Below are 18,883 nucleotides of genomic sequence, written 5' to 3'. Positions count from 1 at the left end.
CCGCTAAGGCGCCAAGTCCAGGGAGCGGGAAACCGCTTCCTCCCATTGCGAAACGAGCCGGTCCCGGTCGGGGCCGGCCATTTCGTTTTCCCAGGTGGTGTCCCCGCCGAGGCTCAAGGGGTCGTCGATAAGCCCAGCGCCAAAACCCGCTGCACTGGCTGCGCCCATGACTGTCGTCTCCATATTGTCTGGGCGGACCACCGTGGAATTGAGCATGTCGGCTTGCATTTGCATGAGCAGGTCGTTGGCGGTCATGCCGCCGTCGACACGCAATGCGTCGATGCTGATGCCGGAATCTTTCTCCATCGCGTTGACCACCTCGAGCGTTTGCAGGCAGGTCGCGTCGAGGGCAGCGCGCGCAATGTGGCGGCGGTCGATGTAGCGGGTGATGCCGGTGATCACGCCGCGCGCGTCCGGGCGCCACCGCGGGGCGAACAAGCCGGAAAACGCCGGAACGATGACGACTCCCGCGGAATCTTCGACCTGGCTGGCAAGCGTCTCCGACTCGGCGGCGGAAGACAGGATGCCCATCTGGTCGCGCAACCACTGGATCAGTGAGCCGCCAACCGCGACTGACCCCTCCAGCGCATAGACCGGCTTCTTGCCGTCCTGCTGGTAAGCGACGGTTGTGAGCAGGCCGTGATCCGAAAACTGCGGCTCTTCACCGGTGTTGAGCAGCATGAACAGCCCAGTACCGTAGGTCATCTTCGCGTCGCCCTGCTCGAGGCAGCCCTGGCCGAACAACGCGGCCTGCTGGTCGCCGAGCACACCCGTGATCGGCACGTCGCGGCTGCCCTTGCGCCGGCGCATGGTGCCGAATGAACCGAAGCTCGGCCTGATCTCCGGCAGGATCTTGCGCGGGACACCGATCTCTTCACAGAGCGAGTCGTCCCAGTCGAGGGTCTCCAGATCCATGAGCAGCGTGCGCGATGCATTCGTCACATCGGTCACATGCTGGGCACCGCCACGGCCGAAGACCGAGCGCTTCCCGCGCGCGCCGCCGGTGAGATTCCAAATCAGCCACGTATCGACGGTTCCCGCCAGCAACTCCCCCTTCTCCGCCCGCTCCCGAGCACCCTCGACGTTATCCAGGATCCACGCCCACTTCGGACCCGCCGGGTACGAGTTAGCCAACAGGCCCGTCTTCCGCAGGTAGCGGCCCTTCTCTCCCTCCCCGACACGCTCGGTGCGGGTATCTTGCCAGACAATCGCGTTGTAGACGGGCCTGCCTGTGGCTTTGTCCCAGACCACGGCTGTTTCCCGCTGGTTCGTCAGGCCGACAGCGCTGATGTCTTCGAGCTCCAAGTCAGCGTCGACAAGCGCCTCGGACAGCGCGCGACGAGTATTGCGCCAAATCTCCCGCGGATCGTGCTCCACCCAGCCCTCGCGCGGCATGATCTGCTCATGCTCGAACTGCGCCGTCCCCGCCACCTCACCGTCGGTGGTGGTGATGTAGCAGCGTGTCGACGTCGTCCCCTGGTCGATGGCAGCGATGTACATGGGGGCTATTAAACCTTATGGGGTTGGGGGTCGCGCCGGTGCCTAGCGGTGCCGGAATACTGCTGGCGGTTTTCCGGAATACTGCTCATGCGAAGCTGCAGGTCAAAAGGATGCGTTCTTGCTTATAACCTCGAGCAGTATTCTAAGGCCTGAATGCTCACTGCAGTGCGCACGGTGATGCTGCGCTGCCAGGTCCAGCTGGTTCATGATGGACACAGGAAACCCGGGGGGGATCATGGACAAGCAGGCAGAACTCGAACTGATACGGGAATCAATCCGGCACTGTAGGTCAGCGGTAGTCACAGGTCCTGCGGCTGCGCGCCTTATGGGTGTGAACACTCTGACTTGGGTGAGGAAGACAGATGTCCTCCTCCGCAATGGTGCGAAACCCCGGGCCAAAATGAAAGGGCAGCTTGTGTACCGCAGTGCCATCCTCAAGCCCCACGAGATCCGAGAGATCAACGGGGTTGCAGTAGTGAGGCCAGTGAGAATGCTCCTCGATACACTGCGCTACCACGGGAGACTCGAATGCCTCGTAGCCTTGGAATCTTTGCGGAACAAGTGGCCTGACAGGTTCACACAGGCCCTTCTTCTGGAGTCGTGTGAAACTCTTCCCCGCGCAAAGGGGGCCAAGGACCTGCGTGAACTCATTGAATATTCCGCCGACACCAGCGAAAGTCCCCTTGAAACCGTCGCGCGCGATCGGTTGCTGCAGCTTCCCGAAGTGGTCACGCTCGAACCTCAGGCAGAGATCGCCTACCGAGGCGATTATGGGGAACTATGCCTCTCACGGGTGGACTTCTTAATCAACGGATTCCTCGTCGCAGAGGTGGACGGGGCAGCAAAATACTCCGGCATATACGGGGATCCACGAAAGGTGATTACCCGGGAGAAGACGCGAGAGAACGGCATTCAAGCCGAGGGCTTCCCGATCGTGCGGGGAGATTGGACATCAGTCATGGAAGGCATCTTCGCCAACCGAGTTGCGCAGATCGTGCGCGCGGAAGAGAACAGGAAGTACTCCATCTACCGGAGAGGTGCCTAGCGACGCTGGAATACTACTGGGCAGTTTCCGGAATACTGCTCGTAGAAAACACCAGGTCAAAAGCGTGCAAAAAAGCTTATATGCTCGAGTAGTATTCCAGGCCAGCAAGGCAGGGCCCAGCAAGGCAGGGCCCAGCAAGGCAGGCGCCAGCGAGCGGGCGGGCAGGTCGGGCTGGCCGGACTCCAGCGAGCTAGAACCACCGCTCCAGCACCCGGGCCACCCCGAAGTCATCGTTCGAGGTGGTAACAAAGTCAGCGGCATCGTGAACGATCGGGGCCGCATCCGCCATGGCCACTCCCATGCCGGCCCAGGCGAGCATCTCAATGTCGTTGGGCATATCGCCGAAAGTGAGCACCTGTTTCTGATGCACGCCGTAGTGGGCGGCCAGGGTGGACACGCCGGTGGCTTTATTGATGCCGGGGGCGGAGATCTCGATCAAGCCATCGTTCATGGAGTAGGTGACGTGGGCGTCGGCAGGGTCGATGAGCGGAGCGACAACGTCGAAAAGCTCGGCGGAATTCATGTCAGCGCGCCGGACAAGGATCTTCGCGGCGGGCACCGAGGTCAGCTCGTCGACGTCGACCACGCCGTACCCGATGTCCCACAGGTCTGGGCTGTACCCGGGGGTGATCAGGAAGCATTCGTCCTCGGGGTCGAAGGCGGAAGATCCGACACGCTCGACGCCGAAACCGTACTCAGAGGGCGAAGCCGGCCCGAAGACCTCCTGCACCGCGGAGGCAATGTCGCGCAGGGTGTCGGGCTGCAGTTCGTGGCGCGCCAGGACTTCATCGCGGGCAGGGTCGTACAGCACGGCACCGTTGGCGCACACGCTCAACGGGGTGAACGGTAGCTGGTCGAGGACGGGGGTGAGCCAGCGGTGGGGGCGGCCCGTCGCTAAGCACACGTGCGTTCCGCTGCGGACTGCGCGCGCCAGCTTATCCCGCAGGCGGGGGCTGACGCGGCCGTTGCTGTCCAGCAGTGTGCCGTCAATGTCGCTGACGATGAGCCGTGGTGCCACTACTTCTTGCCCCTCTTCCTGGCGCGCTCGGCCTTCTCCTGCTCCTTGATCACGCGGGCCTCCTCGAACGTCGGCGCGGAGCCGCCCATGGAGGCCGGCATCCAGTCCAGGCCGGGCGGGAAAGGTCCGAAACGGTCGTTGTACTGGGCGCGGGAGACGTCGAGAAGCTCCTGCGTTGCGTCTTTGAGCCGCTGCGTGACCTCCTCTGCCGTGCCATCAGTGGAGATAGCGGGGCCGATGTTGATGACAATCGGGTAGTGGTTACGGCCCAGGTTCGGCTTGCGGCCCTTCGTCCAGAAGCGCTGCGTGCCCCAAGAGGCGACGGGGATGAGCGGCGCACCGGACTGCTGCGCAATGCGGGCGGCACCGGTCTTGAAGTCCGACAGTTCGAAAGACGGCGAGAGCGTGCCGTCGGGAAAAATGCCCACGACCTCGCCCTCTTCAAGCCGCTCAACGGCGGTGACGATGCTGTCCGCGCCGAGGGACCGGTCGACTTCGATGTGGCGCACAGAGCGGCAGACCGGGCCGAGCAACCAGTGGTCGAACAGCTCCTTCTTGGCCATGTAGCGCGTCGGGCGGCGGCCGCGGAGCATGCCCGGCAAAGCGCCGGCGATGAAGTCGTAGTAGCCGATGTGGTTCGTCGCAACAAGTGCCGGCCCCTCAACCGGAACGTTCTCCAGGCCATGCACGAAGATCTTCACTCCCTGCGCACGAAGCAGAGGGATCATCGTGTTCCTGATCGCCTGATACATCCGCTCGCGCTTCCAACCGGGCTGGATGGGCACCACCGGAACGTCGGCCGGGATGTAGAAAATCCCGTTCTCAACGCGGTAGTCAGGCTCGTTCACTTCCTCGCCTCCCGTGCAGCTTTCTTGGCGGCCCGCTCGCGCTCCAGGATCTGGTTCGCCTCCTCCAGCGTCGGGGCACTGCCGCCAAGGGAGGCCGGCATCCAGTCCAGACCGTCCTCGAACGGCCCGTACTTCTCGGCGTACTTTTCCCGCAGTTCTTCGAGCTGCGCCTGCATTGCGTCCTTGACCCGGCGCGTGTCTTCCTCCGCGTTGCCGGTCGCCCAGATGGGTTCGCCGTAGGAGACGAACACCGGTGTCTTGGAGCGGCCAAGGTTCTTCTTCAGGTCCTTGGTCAGGATGCGCTGCGAGCCCCAAATCACTGTCGGGATCATGGGCACCCCAGCTTCGTGCGCGATGCGCGCGGCACCCGTCTTGAACTCGGCGAGTTCAAACGACCGCGAGATCGTCGACTCCGGGAAGATGCCCACGAGTCCGCCGTCAGCAAGCCACTTTGTGGCCTCGCTAATCGACGCCGCACCCGCCGCACGGTCCACCGGCACATGCTTCATCCCGCGCATCAAGGACCCGACGACGCGCATGTCGAAGACCTCTTTCTTCGCCATGAAGCGCACCAGCCGCTTGCCCTGCAGGTGCGGGCCGATGCCGGCAATGATGAAGTCGTAGAACCCCGTGTGGTTGATCACGTACAGGGCGCCCGACTCGGTCGGGTTGTTCTCCACGCCGAAGATGGTGAAACGCAGCCCTTGGGCGCGCATGATCCCTTTGAAACCGGAGATAATGGCCTGATAAAACCGCTCGCGGGATTCTTTCGGGTGCGGGGCGGGTGGGGTGAAGTCGCTGCTTGCGACGTCGAAAAGCGTCATGGCGTGAGCACCTCTTTCCCGACCCACGGGCGCAACGCCTCCGGCACGACAACCGATCCGTCTGCCTGCTGATTGTTCTCCAGGATGGCCACGAGCCAGCGCGTGGTGGCCAGCGTGCCGTTGAGCGTCGCCGCGGTCTGGGTCTTGCCGCTCTCATCGCGGTAGCGCGTGTTCAGGCGGCGGCCCTGGAAGGTGGTGCAGTTCGACGTCGACGTCAGCTCGCGATAGGTGTCCTGCGACGGCACCCACGCCTCCGTGTCGAACTTGCGGGCGGCGGAAGCACCGAGGTCGCCGGCTGCAACGTCGATAATGCGGTACGGCACCTCAACCGCCGCGAGCATTTCGCGCTCGAGTCCCAGCAGCTTCTGGTGCATCTCCTCGGCGTCCTCGGGCTTGCAGTAAACGAACATCTCCAGTTTGTCGAACTGGTGGACGCGCAAAATTCCCTTGGTGTCCTTGCCGTAGGAGCCCGCTTCACGACGGAAACAGCTCGACCACCCCGCGTACAGCAACGGCCCATCGGACAGATCGATGATCTCGTCGCGGTGGTAGCCGGCCAGAGCGACCTCAGAGGTGCCCACGAGGTAGAGGTCATCGCGCTCGAGGTAATAAATCTCCTCGTCATGGGCGTCGAGGAAGCCGGTGCCCGCCATGATCTCCGGGCGGACCAGTACCGGCGGCACCATGACCTTGAAACCGGCCTCGCGCGCTTTCTGCGCAGCCAGCATGAGCATGCCGAGTTGCATCCACGCGCCGTCGCCGACGAGGTAGTAGAAGCGGGCGCCGCCGACCTTGGTGCCGCGCTTCATGTCGATGATCCCCAGGGCTTCGCCCAGATCCAGGTGGTCCTGCACCTCAAAGTCGAACTCCGGCAGCTCGCCGACATGCTCGAGCACCTCGAAGTCCTCTTCGCCGCCCGCGGGAGCGCCCTCGATGACGTTGGAGATGGCGTATTGCAGCTTGACGACGTTCTCCTCCGCCGTCTTCTGCACCTCCTCGGCCTCTTTGACCTTCGTCTTCAGCTCGTTGGAGCCCTCCAGCAACGCGGGCCGTTCCTCCGGCGAGGCCTGGCCGATCTTCTTGCCAAAGGCTTTCTGCTCCGCCCGCAAGGAATCTGCCGTAGCGATCGCTCCGCGACGCTTCTCATCCGCCGCCAGGAGGGCGTCTACTAGCCCCGGATCCTCACCGCGGGCGTGCTGGGAGGCACGGACGACATCGGGATTTTCACGCAGAAACTTCAGATCAATCACGGTTATAACACTACCGTCAGGCATGATAGTGGGTATGGCTGCACGAAAATCCGCTTTGACCCCGGCCGCGTTGCGCACCATTTTGGTGGCCACGCTCGCGGGCTCGCTAGGCATGGGCACCTACGCCGCCGCGACCGGATTCGATGTTGCGGCAGGCAACGGCAACGGAAACGGCACCTCCCAGACGTCGTCCACGTCGAAGAAGGGCGATGACACCGAAGCCTTCACCGCCGCCGACCAAGGCGCCTGCCTGACGTGGGAGTCCCAAGAGGACGGCTCCATCTCCGGTTTCACCGAAACGCCCTGCGACAATGAGCACCGCTTCGAGGTCACTGCCCGCGAAGACCTGAACACCTACCCCACGCAGGAATTCGGTCCGGACGCGCCACCGCCGAACCCGACCAGACAGGCGCAGCTGCGCGAGGAGCTGTGCCAGACAGCATCCATCCGCTACCTCAACGGCCGCTACGATCCGTCGGGCCGCTACTCCATCGCCCCGATTCTTCCGCCCGTCGAGGCGTGGGAGCGCGGCGACCGCACCATGCTGTGCGGGCTGCAGGAAACTGATAGCCAAGGCACCCCGATCCTCACCGTCGGCCACGCCGCCGAGCAGGACCAGGCCCGTGTCGCGGAGCCCGGCACTTGTGTGATCACTGATGATGCCAACACGCTGCGGACCGTCGAGTGCGCCGACCCGCACCACATTGAAATCACCGAGAAGGTCGACCTGGCCCCCGTCTTCCAAGACCGCACCCCGTCTACCGAGGACCAGAACAAGTACTTGGGCGACGTGTGCGCCAAGGCCGCAGAGAACTACCTCGGCGGGGAGGAGAACCTATACCAGTCCACCCTGCAGGTGTACTGGGGAACCTCCAACAGCCAGGCATGGGACGGCGGCAGCCGCTCCGTCAACTGCGGACTGATCTCCGCCAAGGACGACCGCTTCGCCGAGATCACCGGCTCCGCCAAGGACGGCCGCGACGCGCTGAAGGTTGACGGCGAGACACCGAAGCCCCCGCCGGAGCGCCGCCCGCTGCGCGAGGAATCCGAAAGCCCCAGCTCGACCGAAGACACCCCGTAATGGAGCCGGTCAGCGACGAGGTGTTCGAGGGCCTCATTAATGACGCCCTCGACCAGATCCCCGAGGACTTCGCCCGCAACATGACCAACATGGTCATCCTGGCCAGGCCCTATAACGAGGACAACCCGAGTCTGCTCGGCCTTTTTGAGGGCGTGCCGCTGCCGAAGCAGCACGCCAACCACACCGGCTTCCTGCCGGATGCAGTGTTCATCTACAAAGATGCCCTCGAAGCGATCTGTTCTGACCTCGACGAGCTCCGCCACGAGGTGAAAGTCACCGTGTTCCACGAGGTCGGCCACTACTTCGGCCTCGAGGAGCACGAGCTGCACCACCTCGGCTGGGGCTAGGCGCCGGGAAGGTCGTAGTCAGCCCACTTCACCATGCCCCACTGGCCGAAATCAGCCACGGGATCCCCGGTCGGCCCGGCACACGGATCTAGCACGACGAACTGGCAGTTCGGCAGGTAGGACCGCTCGGCATACGTCGGATCGACCTCGCAGGCGTTGGCGGTGAACGCACGGATGGCGCCGCCGTGGGAGACGGCAACCGTCGTCACGCCTTGGGCTGTTTGCTCCGCGAACGGCAGCAACGCGCCCTTGTAGCGGGCGAGGAAGATTTCCAGCGAGTCGCCGTCCTGGATCCCCGAGGCTAGGTCGCGGCGGTAAAAACCGCGAAACGCCTTCAGATACGCGTCGTGCGCTTCCCAGGAATAGTGCATCTCCCATTTCCCGGCGTGGACTTCCTGCAGCCCCTCGACGGCGGGAATGTCGCCGAAACGCTCCCCGAACGCGATGGCCGCAGTCTGTCGGGCGCGGGTCGCCTGGGACGAAATCACCTGGTCAACATCGTATTCAGCCAGAATGCGCTCCCCCGTCTCGCGCGCCTGCTCTTGGCCCAGCTCCGTCAGCTCCGCCCCCGGCAGAAGCGTGTCCAGCTTGTGGTCGACATTGGACGTGGTCTGCCCATGACGCAGAAGAATCAGCATTTAGTTCCCTTCCCTCGCAGCACGGACCCAGTCCTCGGCCTCGCGCAGGCGAGCCGGGGCCTCGATCGTGTCCACAACCGCTTCTTGCTTATCGACGAAGCGCGGCCACGACCCCAAAAACGCTATCTTCGACGCCCGCAGCCACAAGGACCGCAGCGCCTCCGCCACCTGCACATCATCAATGTGGCCGACGAAGTCCACGTAGAAGTTATAGGTGTTGGCTTCCTCGCGCGTCGGGCGCGACTCGATGCGGCTCAGGTCCACCCCGCGGTAGGCGAATTCCTGCAACGCTCCGACGAGCGTGCCGGGTTCGTTGGGCAGCTGGAAGACGACGGAGGTGCGGTCGTCGCCGGTCCGCGGCGTCGGCACGCCCCGCGGCCCGGCCAGCACGAACCGTGTCCGCGCACCGCGCATGTCCGCGATGTCCTCGGCGACCACCTCCAGGCCGAACAGGTCCGCTGCTCTCCTCGGCGCCGCCGCGACATCCGCCTGCCCTTCGGCCACAGCTTGCGCTGCCGCCGCGTTCGAGCTCGCGGCCACGAACTCCACGCCGGGAAGGTTCTCACCGAGCCAGGAACGGACTTGGCGGTGGGCGACAGGATGCGTCGAAAAGCGGGCGGCATCTGAGAGCTCGAAGCCCGGCCGCGTCATGATGGCGAAGCTGATCGGCAACTCCACCTCGCGGTACACCATCACCCCCGGCGCCTCCACGAACGCATCAGACGTGCTGGTCACAGCACCATCGACCGAGTTCTCGATGGCCACCACCGCGTACTGGGCCCGCCCGTCGCGCACCGCACCCAGCGCCTCCGACGGCGAATCCACGGGCAGCGGCTCCACGTCGCCGATGTGCTCAGCCAGACGCCACAGCGCCTCCTCGGTGAACGTGCCCGCAGGACCCAGATACGCGACGGTTGCAGTCATAGTTCCCCAGCCTACAGTTGCTCTCATGCACGCCCGGCTCAAACTTGAGATCCTCATCGTCCTCGCCGTCACCTTCGGCATGTCCGGGCTCAAGGCAGCCATGAAGCTTATCGACGCCTGGCTCTCCCCCACCCCCCTCAACCAAAAACAGGTCGTCCTCAACGACTCCGTCTCGCGCCTGGACTGGCTCGACGTGGGCCTCCAGCTCGCATCCGCTGGAACCTTGATCGCGTGGGGGCTACTTGCGCTGTATTTGTTGGCGGTGGTGCCGGCTGGTTCGGGTTCTGGCTCGGGGTCTGCGGTCGGGTCGGGTGCCGGTTCGGCTTCTGATGTCGGTTTTGCGTGGCGGTGGCCCGGGTGGCGCGACTGGGCGTGGGGCGCGGGGTTAGCCGCACTGATCGGCCTACCTGGCCTGGCTCTTTACGTGGGCGCCTTGCACTTCGGATTTTCGGCGGAGGTCGTCCCCGCCACCGACTCATCTAAGTTGCCCCTGCTGTTGGCCTGGTCTTTCGCCAACGCCTTTGGTGAAGAGATCGTGGTGGTGATGTGGTTTGTCTCCCGGCTGCGCCAGCTCGGCGTGCCCGTGTGGGGTGCCATCGCCGGATCCGCTGTCCTTCGCGGCTCCTACCACCTCTACCAGGGATTTTCCGCCGGCTTGGGCAATGTGGTCATGGGCGTGGTTTTCGCCTGGTTCTACGCGCGCACCGGAAAAGTCTGGCCACTGATCCTCGCCCACTTCCTTATCGACGCCGTCGCCTACATCGGCTACCTTTTCCTCGACCTCTCTTGGCTTGGGATATAGCAGGGAGTCCGCAGCGCGGACGGGCGAGCTAAAAAACCCCAGGGACTCCGCAGGATTTGCGGGGCCCGGTGACGACAGGTTGGGGGCCGGAATACTGCTCGCTGGTTTCCGGAATACTGCTCAAGTAAACGTGCAGGTCAAAAGCATGCTCTTTGGTTTATGTGGTCGAGCAGTATTCCGGAACTCGACGGATTGCACTCCGCAAGGTGGACGGCCTCGGTTGTAAAACTGCAGGGACTCCGCAATGCGGAGTGAACAATCACAAAACCGCAGGGAGTCCGCAGCGTGGACTCTTCTAAAACTTCCCAATGTAACTGGTGTGAATTGCTGGGACATGTGATGTGAGCGTTTAGGATAGTCACCATGTCGACAACGCCGCCGAGACCTCCACACTCCAACGATCCCCGGGACAACCCCGGGGACTTCGTTGTGGGTCGGGACGGCAAACCGCTGATCGACCGATACGGCCGTCCGATCCGCAAGCGTGCAACAAGTCAGAACCCCAGTAGCCAACCCAACCAGACCCAGTGGGGTGTCGGCCGTGGCGACGAAGAGCCCGTGCGCAGGGCGGCTCGCGAGCGGCAGCCAGCCTCGCCCGAGCGACCAGACCGAGCAGAGCGGCCACGTCAATCAGAGCGACCAGTCCGAACAGCCCAACCAGCCCAGTCGGACCGGCCGCGCCAGTACTTGCCGAATGAGACGGGGTATCAGCCTCGGCAGACTCCGCACCATTCGCCGCAGTCGGCGGAAAGAGCAGCAGACCGTCCGAACCGCCCTGCAAGAAACGCGCAGCGTTACCGCGATGACCTACCGGGCGATCTGAACCAGCCGCGACAGCGGCCGGGCCAAAGGCCAACACAACGACGTGACCAACCGTACGAGCCTCCCCGCCAGCACCGGCGCCCGCGGATGCGCATGCCCCGGCTCCGGGGCTGCATCCCGACGGCGCTGACACTGCTACTGGTTCTCATTGTGGCAGGCACCCTCTTCGTGGATACGCGCCTGACCCGCGTAGATGCCTTCCCGGACAACCAGGTGGCCAACACAGCAGGCACGAACTGGCTGATTGTGGGTTCGGACTCCCGCCAGGGTTTGAGCGACGAAGACATTGAGCGCCTGGGAACCGGCGGCGATATTGGTCAGGGCCGCACGGACACGATCATGCTCATGCACTTGCCGGCCACGGGAAAGCCGACGCTGGTGTCGCTCCCGCGTGACTCCTACGTGGAGATTCCTGGATATGGGATGGACAAGATCAATTCGGCGTTCGCGTTCGGTGGCCCGAAGTTGCTGACGGAGACGGTGGAGCAGGCCACGGGCCTGCGCATCGACCACTACGCGGAAATCGGCATGGGCGGTCTCGCGGGGCTGACGGACGCGGTGGGCGGCGTGGAGCTATGCCCGTCCGAACCGATCCAGGACCCGTTGGCGAACCTGGACGTGCAGGCAGGCTGCCAGAAGATGGATGGGCCGACCTCGCTGGGTTACGTCCGCACGCGCGCGACGGCGATGGGCGATCTGGACCGTGTCCAGCGTCAGCGCGAGTTCATGAGTGCACTGATGAAGCGCGTGGTCTCACCGGGCGTGCTGCTCAACCCGTTCCGTTTGGTGCCGATGGCGTTGCGCGGAACGGACCTGCTCATCGTCGGCGAGGGCGACCACGTGTGGCACCTCGCGCGCATGGCGCTGGGGCTGCGCTCGGGCGTGGAAACGGAGACTGTCCCCATCGGACAGTTCGCCGATTCCGAGGTGGGCAGCGTGCTCATCTGGGACGAGGTGGGTGCGCAAGAGCTCTTCGCTAAGTTGCGCTAGAAAGCATGCGCTTTACGACGCCCGCTGCTCCAGCTCCTCCGGTGTCGCCCCGGGCGTGTGATCGTTCACGCCGGGGAGATTGTGCCGGCCGGTGAGGTAGTACAGGGCGACAACGATGACGCTGAAGGCGATGCCGACCCAGAAGGCCGGCCTGAACTCGGGGAGCCAGAGCATGATGCCGAAGGTGAACAGGATGAACGCCACGGCGAAGTACTGGCCGTAGGGGAACAGCGGTGTCTTGTAGGTCAGGGCGGCGGCTTCTTCGGGGGTCATGTGGCGCCTCGAAGCGAGGTGCGCCAACAGGATCATCAACCACACGAAGATGGTGGCGAAGGTGGCCAAGGACGCGATGAGCTCGAAGACGCTCTCCGGAATGCGGGCGTTGGCCACGACGCCGACGACCATGACGATGAGAAGGATGATCGTGGTCATGACGGGCACGCCGCGGACGGTCTTCGCCATGATCGACGGCGCGAACTTCTGCTTGGCCAGCCCGGTGAGCACGCGGCCGGCACCGAAGATATCGGCGTTGATAGCGGACAGAGCGGCAGTGATGACCACGATGTTGAGCAGGCTGGCCGCCCAGTTCACGCCGAGAACGGAGAAAATCTGGACGAAGGGGGACTCCTCGCCGGTGATGGTGCGCCACGGGTTGATCATCAAGATGACCAGGATGGACAGCACGTAGAAGATGAGGATGCGCACCGGCACGGCGTTGACGGCCTGCGGGATCGCCTTCTTCGGTTCGGCCGCCTCGGTGCCGGCGACTCCGATGATCTCGGTTCCGCCGAAGGCGAAGAGCACCAGGATGAAGGAGGCGACCATGCCTTCAAAACCGTTGGGGAAGAACCCGCCGTCGTTGACTAGGTTGGCCGGGCCGGTGGCGGCGTCGGAAAGCCCGAAGGTGAGCACGGCCGCGCCAGCGACGATCATGGCGATGACCGCGCCGACCTTGATGATGGTGAACCAGAATTCCAGCTCGCCGAATGCTTTCGCGCTGGCGAGGTTGGCGGCCCCGACGATGAGCAGCGCGGTGACGATCCACACCCAGCGGGAGACATCCGGGAACCAGAAGCTCATGTAGACACTGATGGCAGTCAGGTCCGCCAGCGCCACAATGACCATTTCGAAGGCGAACATCCAGCCGGTCAGGTAGCCTGCGACGCCGCCTAAGTGCGCACGCGTGTACTCGGCAAAGGAGCCGGTCACGGGGTGGCGCACGGCCATCTCGCCCAGGGCGCGGAGCATGAAGTACACCACGGCACCGCCGAGCAGATAGACCAGCAGCACAGACGGGCCGGCCGCTTGGATGGCGCCGAATGAACCGTAGAACAGGCCGGTGCCGATAGCCGAGCCCAGGGCGATGAAGTTGAGGTGGCGCGTGTTCAAGCCCTTCGGCTTGGTCCTAGATGTAAGGGCTTGCGCAGACGAGGGGGAAGACACAGGTTCAGACACACGCTGAGCTTAAGCCCGCCCCCGGTCGGGGGAGAAAACGCTCCCTAAAAAGGGTTTAGAGCCTAGCCTTCCGACTCTTGCGGTGAATCCGCCGGAACGATAGGAGGTTCTTTCTTATGAGCAGCAAACATGAGAAACACTGGGGTGAAAGCGACTATCGCCATAAAGACCGCTGGGACCGGCTTATCGAACCAAGCCAGGAGGAAAGCTCCAACACCGATGAGGATCGTTAGGGCAGTGTATATCCCCTGCTGCCGATTAGAACGCTGGGTGTTTCCGTCGATCGATCTTGCCACCGCACGCTGAATCTCCGCGTTTGATTCCACTTGCACGCGTTGAATCGCAACACCCTCCTCTGCCATGCGGAGAATGCGATCGGCCGACCCAGGTAGAACTTCGTCGTATCCACGAAAAGCAGCGACCGGAGGGAGGGGGCCCGAATGCTCAACTACAGCAGAGAAACTGGGGTTTTCGTAGCCAGAAGGTCCGGAAACTATCTCGCCTTCTACCGCTTCGTCTGGGACTGGTGCCGCTTCATGGCCCTCTTCATCGACGTCCCGGTCTGCTTCCATGCCTCGCGCACGACTTCCCCTGATGCGGGGGCTTCGATCAGGTAGATTTCCTCTCCGGTGTTCGTTCTCGCGATCACCTTCCGCCCCGACTTCGGACTCAGGTAATTGGTTGTCATCTTCCATCACTCCTCCCGCTTCGAATCGTTTAACGCTATATAAGCACTACATTTTAGATTGAAATCTGCCGTACCGCTGGTTTCTACCTGCAGGGGCAACGAACTCTCGCTGCCCCTGCAATCTATTGAACGGATTAGGTGCCTACTTATGCCCGTCTGTTCGGACAGGGTCTAGATAGTCACCTGGCGGGACTTGATGTTCTCCAGCTGCTTGCGCTCGTCGGCGGTGAGCTGGGCGGAATTGGTGTACTCCTTCTCAATCGCCGCATTCACTGCCGCCAATGCCTCACCGTAGGAGTCAGCGGCAACGGACGGGTCCAGGTCGAACACCGGCACGAGCAGGCCGTGGGTGCGGAAAGTTCCGGCGAACTTGGTGCCCTCGCCCAGGTTCAGCTCGCCGCGGGCGGCGATGCGGGCCAGGGCGTTGAGCATGGCGCGCTCGTCATCTTCCGGGCGGACCCAGCGGATGTGGGCCTTGCCACCGCCGGGGTTGACCCACCAGACCGAACCCGGAACGTCGGCAGCGACCTTGGTGGACGGCATGATCGCGTCGTTTGCCCGCTGCAGTGCCTGCTGGATCTGCATGTTCATGCCGGCGCCGGAGGGGAACCACCAGTTGAAGTCGGAGTGCTCGGTGATGTCGAGGTCAGTAGAAGCGTCGATAAGCGAAGTCAGCTCCGGCTGCGAACCGTCTGCTGCCGTGGAACCGAGCGTCTCACCCGGCTGCGCGTTGACTACCCAGTTCAGGGCGTACGCGAGGTCACGGGCGGGGTTGCCGGAGTGGGACTGGACCTGGAGAGCGACGAGACGCTCAGCGCCCTCATCCTCGGAGCGGACCAACGCGGCGCCAGCGCCCGGCAGCACAGTGGCCAGCGTGACCGGAGTACCGTTCACATCCAGTTTCGCGGTGGCGGCGGGCACGAACTCCTGCAGTGCGACCAGATCGGTCTCAGCGGCGAAGTCCTTGTACGGGCGGGGGTCACCTGCCAGGGCTTCGCGCTCGGCGGCGCGGGCAGCGAGCTTGGCTTGACGGCGGCTCATGCCCTCCGGCAGGTCTTGGTCCTTCTTGCGGTTCTTCTTGGCCATGCGGCTTAGTCTAACTACCCGACGGCTGCCGGCGTGACCGGGTTGCGCTTGAACGTGTCCACGGCGAGCTGCGGCAAGTCGGTAGCGAAGACGTCCACACCGTTCTCACGGCACCACAGCATTTCCTTCGGCAGGTTCACCGTCCAGGTGTAGGTGCGTAAGCCCCGGAAACCGAGCAGCTCCGGCTTGCCCTGCAGGTGGGCCAGGGCCGGGCCGACACCGTAGGGGCGAGAAAACATGGTGTTGTTCTTGTTCCACTTCCGCTCGAACAGGCGGAACAGGTAGAAGGTCTCCAGGTCCGGCACGGCCTGGGCGAAGTAGCGCATCGCCGCGTGAGAGAAAGAGATGAGGTGGATCCGCGGGTCTTCCTTCATCCCGCGGTGCCACAGGGTGCGCACGGTTTGCTCGTCTACCTCGGGGCCGTAGCGGGTGGGGTGCTTTGTCTCGATGTAGAAATGCTTATCGGGATAGTCGGCGAGGAGGTCAAGAAGCTCGTCGAGAAGCAAAATTTGCTGCGGGTCTTCTTTGGTGCCGAAGTTGAACTGGCGCAGCTCATCGAAGTCCATTTTGGCCACGCGCCCCGCGCCGGTGGAGGTGCGGTTGATGAAGTTGTCGTGGTGGACAACCAGTTTGCCGTCGCGGGTGAGGCGCACGTCGGCTTCGATGCCGTGCACCCCGTCGAGCTTGAGTGCTTCTTCGAACGCCCGGAGCGTGGATTCGGGGTAGAGCCCGCTCATGCCGCGGTGGGCGACAATCTTCGGGTCTTTATTAACGGGCACTAGAGCTGTGTCAGTGACGGTGGTCAAAAGGATCTCCCAGCGAACGCAACGTATACCACTGGAAGACAATAGGCCTCCGCGCGCTGTGGGCGAACCCCCAGACGGTTGATTACCGCAAAGATTACTGAGAGTTCACCTCGAGTTAGTATCTTTTGTCACAATGGACCGCATGATGGTTGAGCCACTCAAGGATTCTCTCGGGTCCTTCCGCGACCGCCTCACGTCGACGGTGAAGGAGCTGTGGCCGCGCCGCAACCACGCGGTGCGTGTCCCGATTTATGCAGTTCAGCTCCTCGCAGACCTCACGCCGGTGGTGCGCATGGCGGGTCTGCGCCGCCTGCCGGACAACTTCGCCACGGGCATCATCGGGGCCGAAGCCGCGACGTGGTTAGCCATCTCTCCTTCTCTTTTGCCTCACCCATGGTGGGTGACCGCAGCTAATGTTGCGGGCTGCCAGGCAGCCGGGCACTCGGTTGGTGTTGGGCTGGCGAATTTCGTGGCCAACGCCAGCGAGTCGGTCGGCTGGCAGGCTCCGCGCCGCTTCCGTCAGCGCACCGCGGTGCCAGTGCAGCTGGTCATGGGCGCGGCTACGGTCATCGCGTACGCGACCGCTGCTTATCGACGTCCCGAGCACGAAAGCCTCGTAGAAAACGAGACCAAGCTTGGACCGCTGCAGACCTTGGCTGGCATTGGTGTCGGCTCCATCGGTTATGGCGTGCTGTTGCTGGTTGGTGAAGGCATCCAGGTCACCGTGGATCAGCTGAACAAGGAATTCGGCCGTGTTCTGCCGTCTGCAGCATCATGGCCGCTGGCGATCACCGCTCTGGGCGCGGCCGGTTTGCTGCTCACCGACAAGGTGGTCGTCCGGGCTGTGCTGAGCAAAGCCTACCAGAACGCCGACGAGCTCAACCGCGAATTCCTCCCCGGCGCGACCAAGCCGCGGGAGAAGGAACGCTCCGGCTCTCCGGCCTCTCTTGAACGTTGGAAGTACCTGGGCCGCCAGGGCCGCGCAGTGGTCGCGGGCGGGCCGCGCTCGGCCGATCTAGAGAAGGTGCTCGGCGGCGAGGTGAAGGAACCGATCCGCATCTTCATCGGTTTGAAGGACCGCTCGCCGGAGGAGCAGGCCAAAATGGTGCTGCGCGAGATGGACCGCACTGATGCGTGGTCGCGGAAGTCCATTGCTGTGATGTCGTCGGCCGGCACGGGCTGGATCAATGACTTCCACACCTCCGGGTTCGAGTTCTTGAACCGCGGTGACAGCGCCATCGTGGCGATTCAGTACTCGTTCATGCCGTCGGCCTACTCCTACGCCTCTGACCGCGAGGTCCCGGTGCGCAGCGCGAAGATTCTCATTGGCGCGGTGAAGGAGCGTATCGACGCCATGCCGGAAGACGAGCGGCCGAAGCTGTACCTCGGCGGCGAATCGCTCGGCGCCTACGGGCTTGCCGACGCTTTTGAGAACCTCGAGGAGTTCCGCGCCAATGTCGACGGCGGGGTGTTCACCGGTGCACCGGGCTTTACCAAGACCCACGCCCAGCTGACCCAGAACCGTGACGAGGGCTCCCCGCAGCGCGTGCCGGTTGTTGACGGTGGCCGCAGCGTGCGCTTCACTGCCCACCCCGATCACCTGGAGAAGACGTTCGACGGTTCCGAGTACGACAACGAGTGGGAGTTCCCCCGCGCGGTCTTCGCCCAGCACGCGTCCGACCCGATTGTCTGGTGGGATCTGACGCTGCTGTTCAAGGCGCCCGACTGGTTGAAGGAGCCGGGCTCCCGCGGCGAGCGCGCACCGGAAGCCATGCACGTGGACACGCTGCAGAACATGCGCTGGGTGCCGTTCATCACCTGGTGGCAGATCGGTGTGGACCAGTTGACCTCCCAGGACCCGCCCGGTGGCCACGGCCACCAGTACCACGATGAGACCGTGGCCTACTGGAACGCTGTCTTGGATGCCGGCTTCTCTGACGAGGAGCTGGCGGCGATTTCCGAGTGGATCCACAAGGACTCCACCCGCATCCGTGCCACCTCTGCCTCTGCGGCAAAGGAGAGCGCCCGACAGGCTGCCGAGTCGGCGCGGCAGGCGTTCACGGATGTCTCTGGCGCGCCGAGCTAAAGGCGCTAACTAGATTCCGCAGGCGACGCCCGTGGAGTGGTGCGGGCAGTAGCCGTTCGGAACTTTGTGCAGGTACTGCTGGTGCTCGTCTTCGGCGAGGTAATAGTCCTGCCCGGCCGCGACCTCTGTGGTGATGGCGCCGAAGCCGGCCTGCTCGAGCTGTTTGCCGTATTCGGTCACCCATTGGCGGGTCTGCTCCGCCTCTTCTTCAGTATCGGTGTAGAACGCGGAGCGGTATTGGGTGCCCACGTCATTTCCCTGGCGGTAGCCCTGCGTCGGGTCATGCGCCTCGAGCGCCATTCTGACCAGTTCCTTCAGGCTGATCTGCTCCGGGTCGTAGACGACCTCCACCAGCTCGACGTGGTTGGTGGCCCCACTGCACACTTCGCGGTAGGTCGGGTTCGGGGTCACGCCGCCGCCGTAGCCGACGGACGTGGACTCCACACCGGGGGTCTCCCAGTACATTTTCTCTGCACCCCAGAAGCAGCCAATGCCGATGAACAGGCGTTTCTGTCCCTCACGCCACGGGCCGGTGATCGGCGTGCCCAGCACAGCGTGCGGGCGCGGGTTGTTCAGGACCGGGTCCGGGCGGCCGGGCAGAGCCCGTTCCGGGTCGGTGAGTTCAGGGGTGCGTCCGAAGAAGAATGCCATGTCTTTCATAACGGCCGTGTGC

The 18,883-nt window shown here is 63.7% G+C and carries 18 protein-coding genes; 6 read left to right on the top strand and 12 right to left on the bottom strand.

Annotated elements, in window-relative coordinates; genetic code table 11:
- Positions 1 to 3: 3 nt before the first annotated feature.
- Positions 4 to 1,500, bottom strand: coding sequence for a glycerol kinase GlpK (gene glpK / locus KBX19_RS09600; RefSeq protein ID WP_255998654.1), 1,497 nt, complete (start codon positions 1,498 to 1,500; stop codon positions 4 to 6).
- A gap of 349 nt (positions 1,501 to 1,849) precedes the next feature.
- On the opposite strand from glpK, the gene KBX19_RS09595 reads away from it, so the two are divergent.
- Positions 1,850 to 2,545, top strand: a complete 696-nt coding sequence (locus KBX19_RS09595; protein ID WP_156774797.1) for a hypothetical protein — start codon at positions 1,850 to 1,852, stop codon at positions 2,543 to 2,545.
- A 190-nt stretch (positions 2,546 to 2,735) separates the two neighbouring features.
- Here the strand turns inward: KBX19_RS09595 and KBX19_RS09590 are convergent, their stop codons facing one another.
- Genes KBX19_RS09590 through serS form a run of 4 tightly spaced genes read right to left on the bottom strand, consistent with a single transcriptional unit; the run spans position 2,736 to position 6,485 of the window.
- Positions 2,736 to 3,563 (bottom strand): HAD family hydrolase, encoded by an 828-nt coding sequence (locus KBX19_RS09590; RefSeq protein ID WP_255995808.1) that lies wholly within the window; start codon positions 3,561 to 3,563, stop codon positions 2,736 to 2,738.
- The gene (locus KBX19_RS09585) at positions 3,563 to 4,411 is read right to left on the bottom strand and encodes a lysophospholipid acyltransferase family protein (protein ID WP_255998652.1); all 849 of its coding nucleotides are present in this window, start codon (positions 4,409 to 4,411) and stop codon (positions 3,563 to 3,565) included. The genes KBX19_RS09590 and KBX19_RS09585 overlap by 1 nt, the downstream gene beginning before the upstream one ends.
- Positions 4,408 to 5,235, bottom strand: coding sequence for a 1-acyl-sn-glycerol-3-phosphate acyltransferase (locus KBX19_RS09580; RefSeq protein WP_255995810.1), 828 nt, complete (start codon positions 5,233 to 5,235; stop codon positions 4,408 to 4,410). The genes KBX19_RS09585 and KBX19_RS09580 overlap by 4 nt, the downstream gene beginning before the upstream one ends.
- Complete coding sequence (gene serS / locus KBX19_RS09575; protein WP_255995811.1) at positions 5,232 to 6,485, bottom strand: serine--tRNA ligase; 1,254 nt, start codon at positions 6,483 to 6,485, stop codon at positions 5,232 to 5,234. Before serS ends, KBX19_RS09580 begins: the two co-directional genes overlap by 4 nt.
- 34 nt (positions 6,486 to 6,519) lie before the next feature.
- Here serS and KBX19_RS09570 point away from each other — a divergent pair, with 34 nt between their 5' ends.
- Positions 6,520 to 7,566 carry a septum formation family protein gene (locus KBX19_RS09570; protein ID WP_255995812.1) on the top strand — a complete coding sequence of 349 codons (1,047 nt, stop codon included), beginning with the start codon at positions 6,520 to 6,522 and terminating at the stop codon, positions 7,564 to 7,566.
- Positions 7,566 to 7,913, top strand: coding sequence for a metallopeptidase family protein (locus KBX19_RS09565; RefSeq protein ID WP_255995813.1), 348 nt, complete (start codon positions 7,566 to 7,568; stop codon positions 7,911 to 7,913). The genes KBX19_RS09570 and KBX19_RS09565 overlap by 1 nt, the downstream gene beginning before the upstream one ends.
- Here the strand turns inward: KBX19_RS09565 and KBX19_RS09560 are convergent.
- Both KBX19_RS09560 and pheA read right to left on the bottom strand, forming a co-directional pair.
- Positions 7,910 to 8,551 (bottom strand): histidine phosphatase family protein, encoded by a 642-nt coding sequence (locus KBX19_RS09560; RefSeq protein ID WP_005287992.1) that lies wholly within the window; start codon positions 8,549 to 8,551, stop codon positions 7,910 to 7,912. The genes KBX19_RS09565 and KBX19_RS09560 overlap by 4 nt on opposite strands.
- On the bottom strand, positions 8,552 to 9,475 hold the full coding sequence (pheA, locus tag KBX19_RS09555; protein WP_255998649.1) for a prephenate dehydratase: 924 nt from the start codon (positions 9,473 to 9,475) through the stop codon (positions 8,552 to 8,554).
- Between the two features lie 25 nt (positions 9,476 to 9,500).
- On the opposite strand from pheA, the gene KBX19_RS09550 reads away from it, so the two are divergent.
- Both KBX19_RS09550 and KBX19_RS09545 read left to right on the top strand, forming a co-directional pair.
- The gene (locus KBX19_RS09550) at positions 9,501 to 10,277 is read left to right on the top strand and encodes a CPBP family intramembrane glutamic endopeptidase (RefSeq protein ID WP_255995816.1); all 777 of its coding nucleotides are present in this window, start codon (positions 9,501 to 9,503) and stop codon (positions 10,275 to 10,277) included.
- Between the two features lie 363 nt (positions 10,278 to 10,640).
- Positions 10,641 to 12,089, top strand: coding sequence for an LCP family protein (locus KBX19_RS09545; protein WP_255998647.1), 1,449 nt, complete (start codon positions 10,641 to 10,643; stop codon positions 12,087 to 12,089).
- Positions 12,090 to 12,101: 12 nt separating this feature from the next.
- Here KBX19_RS09545 and KBX19_RS09540 read toward each other — a convergent pair whose 3' ends face one another.
- The 4 genes from KBX19_RS09540 to KBX19_RS09525 all read right to left on the bottom strand — a co-directional run bounded on the left by KBX19_RS09540 (position 12,102) and on the right by KBX19_RS09525 (position 16,124).
- A complete protein-coding gene (locus tag KBX19_RS09540; protein WP_370687019.1) occupies positions 12,102 to 13,532 on the bottom strand; it encodes an amino acid permease in 1,431 nt (476 codons plus the stop codon).
- Positions 13,533 to 13,606: 74 nt separating this feature from the next.
- The gene (locus KBX19_RS09535) at positions 13,607 to 14,239 is read right to left on the bottom strand and encodes a DUF2335 domain-containing protein (RefSeq protein ID WP_156774795.1); all 633 of its coding nucleotides are present in this window, start codon (positions 14,237 to 14,239) and stop codon (positions 13,607 to 13,609) included.
- Positions 14,240 to 14,403: 164 nt separating this feature from the next.
- Positions 14,404 to 15,318, bottom strand: a complete 915-nt coding sequence (locus KBX19_RS09530) for a DUF5926 family protein (RefSeq protein ID WP_005287969.1) — start codon at positions 15,316 to 15,318, stop codon at positions 14,404 to 14,406.
- 14 nt (positions 15,319 to 15,332) lie between these two features.
- The gene (locus tag KBX19_RS09525; RefSeq protein WP_255998645.1) at positions 15,333 to 16,124 is read right to left on the bottom strand and encodes a glycerophosphodiester phosphodiesterase family protein; all 792 of its coding nucleotides are present in this window, start codon (positions 16,122 to 16,124) and stop codon (positions 15,333 to 15,335) included.
- A gap of 142 nt (positions 16,125 to 16,266) precedes the next feature.
- Between KBX19_RS09525 and KBX19_RS09520 the strand changes: the two genes are divergently transcribed.
- Positions 16,267 to 18,210: an alpha/beta-hydrolase family protein gene (locus KBX19_RS09520; protein ID WP_255998643.1), complete on the top strand. Its 1,944-nt coding sequence runs from the start codon at positions 16,267 to 16,269 to the stop codon at positions 18,208 to 18,210.
- 9 nt (positions 18,211 to 18,219) lie between these two features.
- On the opposite strand, the gene msrA is transcribed toward KBX19_RS09520, so the two are convergent.
- The gene (gene msrA / locus KBX19_RS09515; RefSeq protein ID WP_255998641.1) at positions 18,220 to 18,861 is read right to left on the bottom strand and encodes a peptide-methionine (S)-S-oxide reductase MsrA; all 642 of its coding nucleotides are present in this window, start codon (positions 18,859 to 18,861) and stop codon (positions 18,220 to 18,222) included.
- Positions 18,862 to 18,883: the final 22 nt, after the last annotated feature.

It is taken from the genome of Corynebacterium sp. CCUG 71335, assembly GCF_024454075.1.
Classification (GTDB): domain Bacteria; phylum Actinomycetota; class Actinomycetes; order Mycobacteriales; family Mycobacteriaceae; genus Corynebacterium; species Corynebacterium genitalium.
Note: the sequence above shows the minus strand (reverse complement) of the source record. Positions and strands in the feature narration are given on the sequence as shown.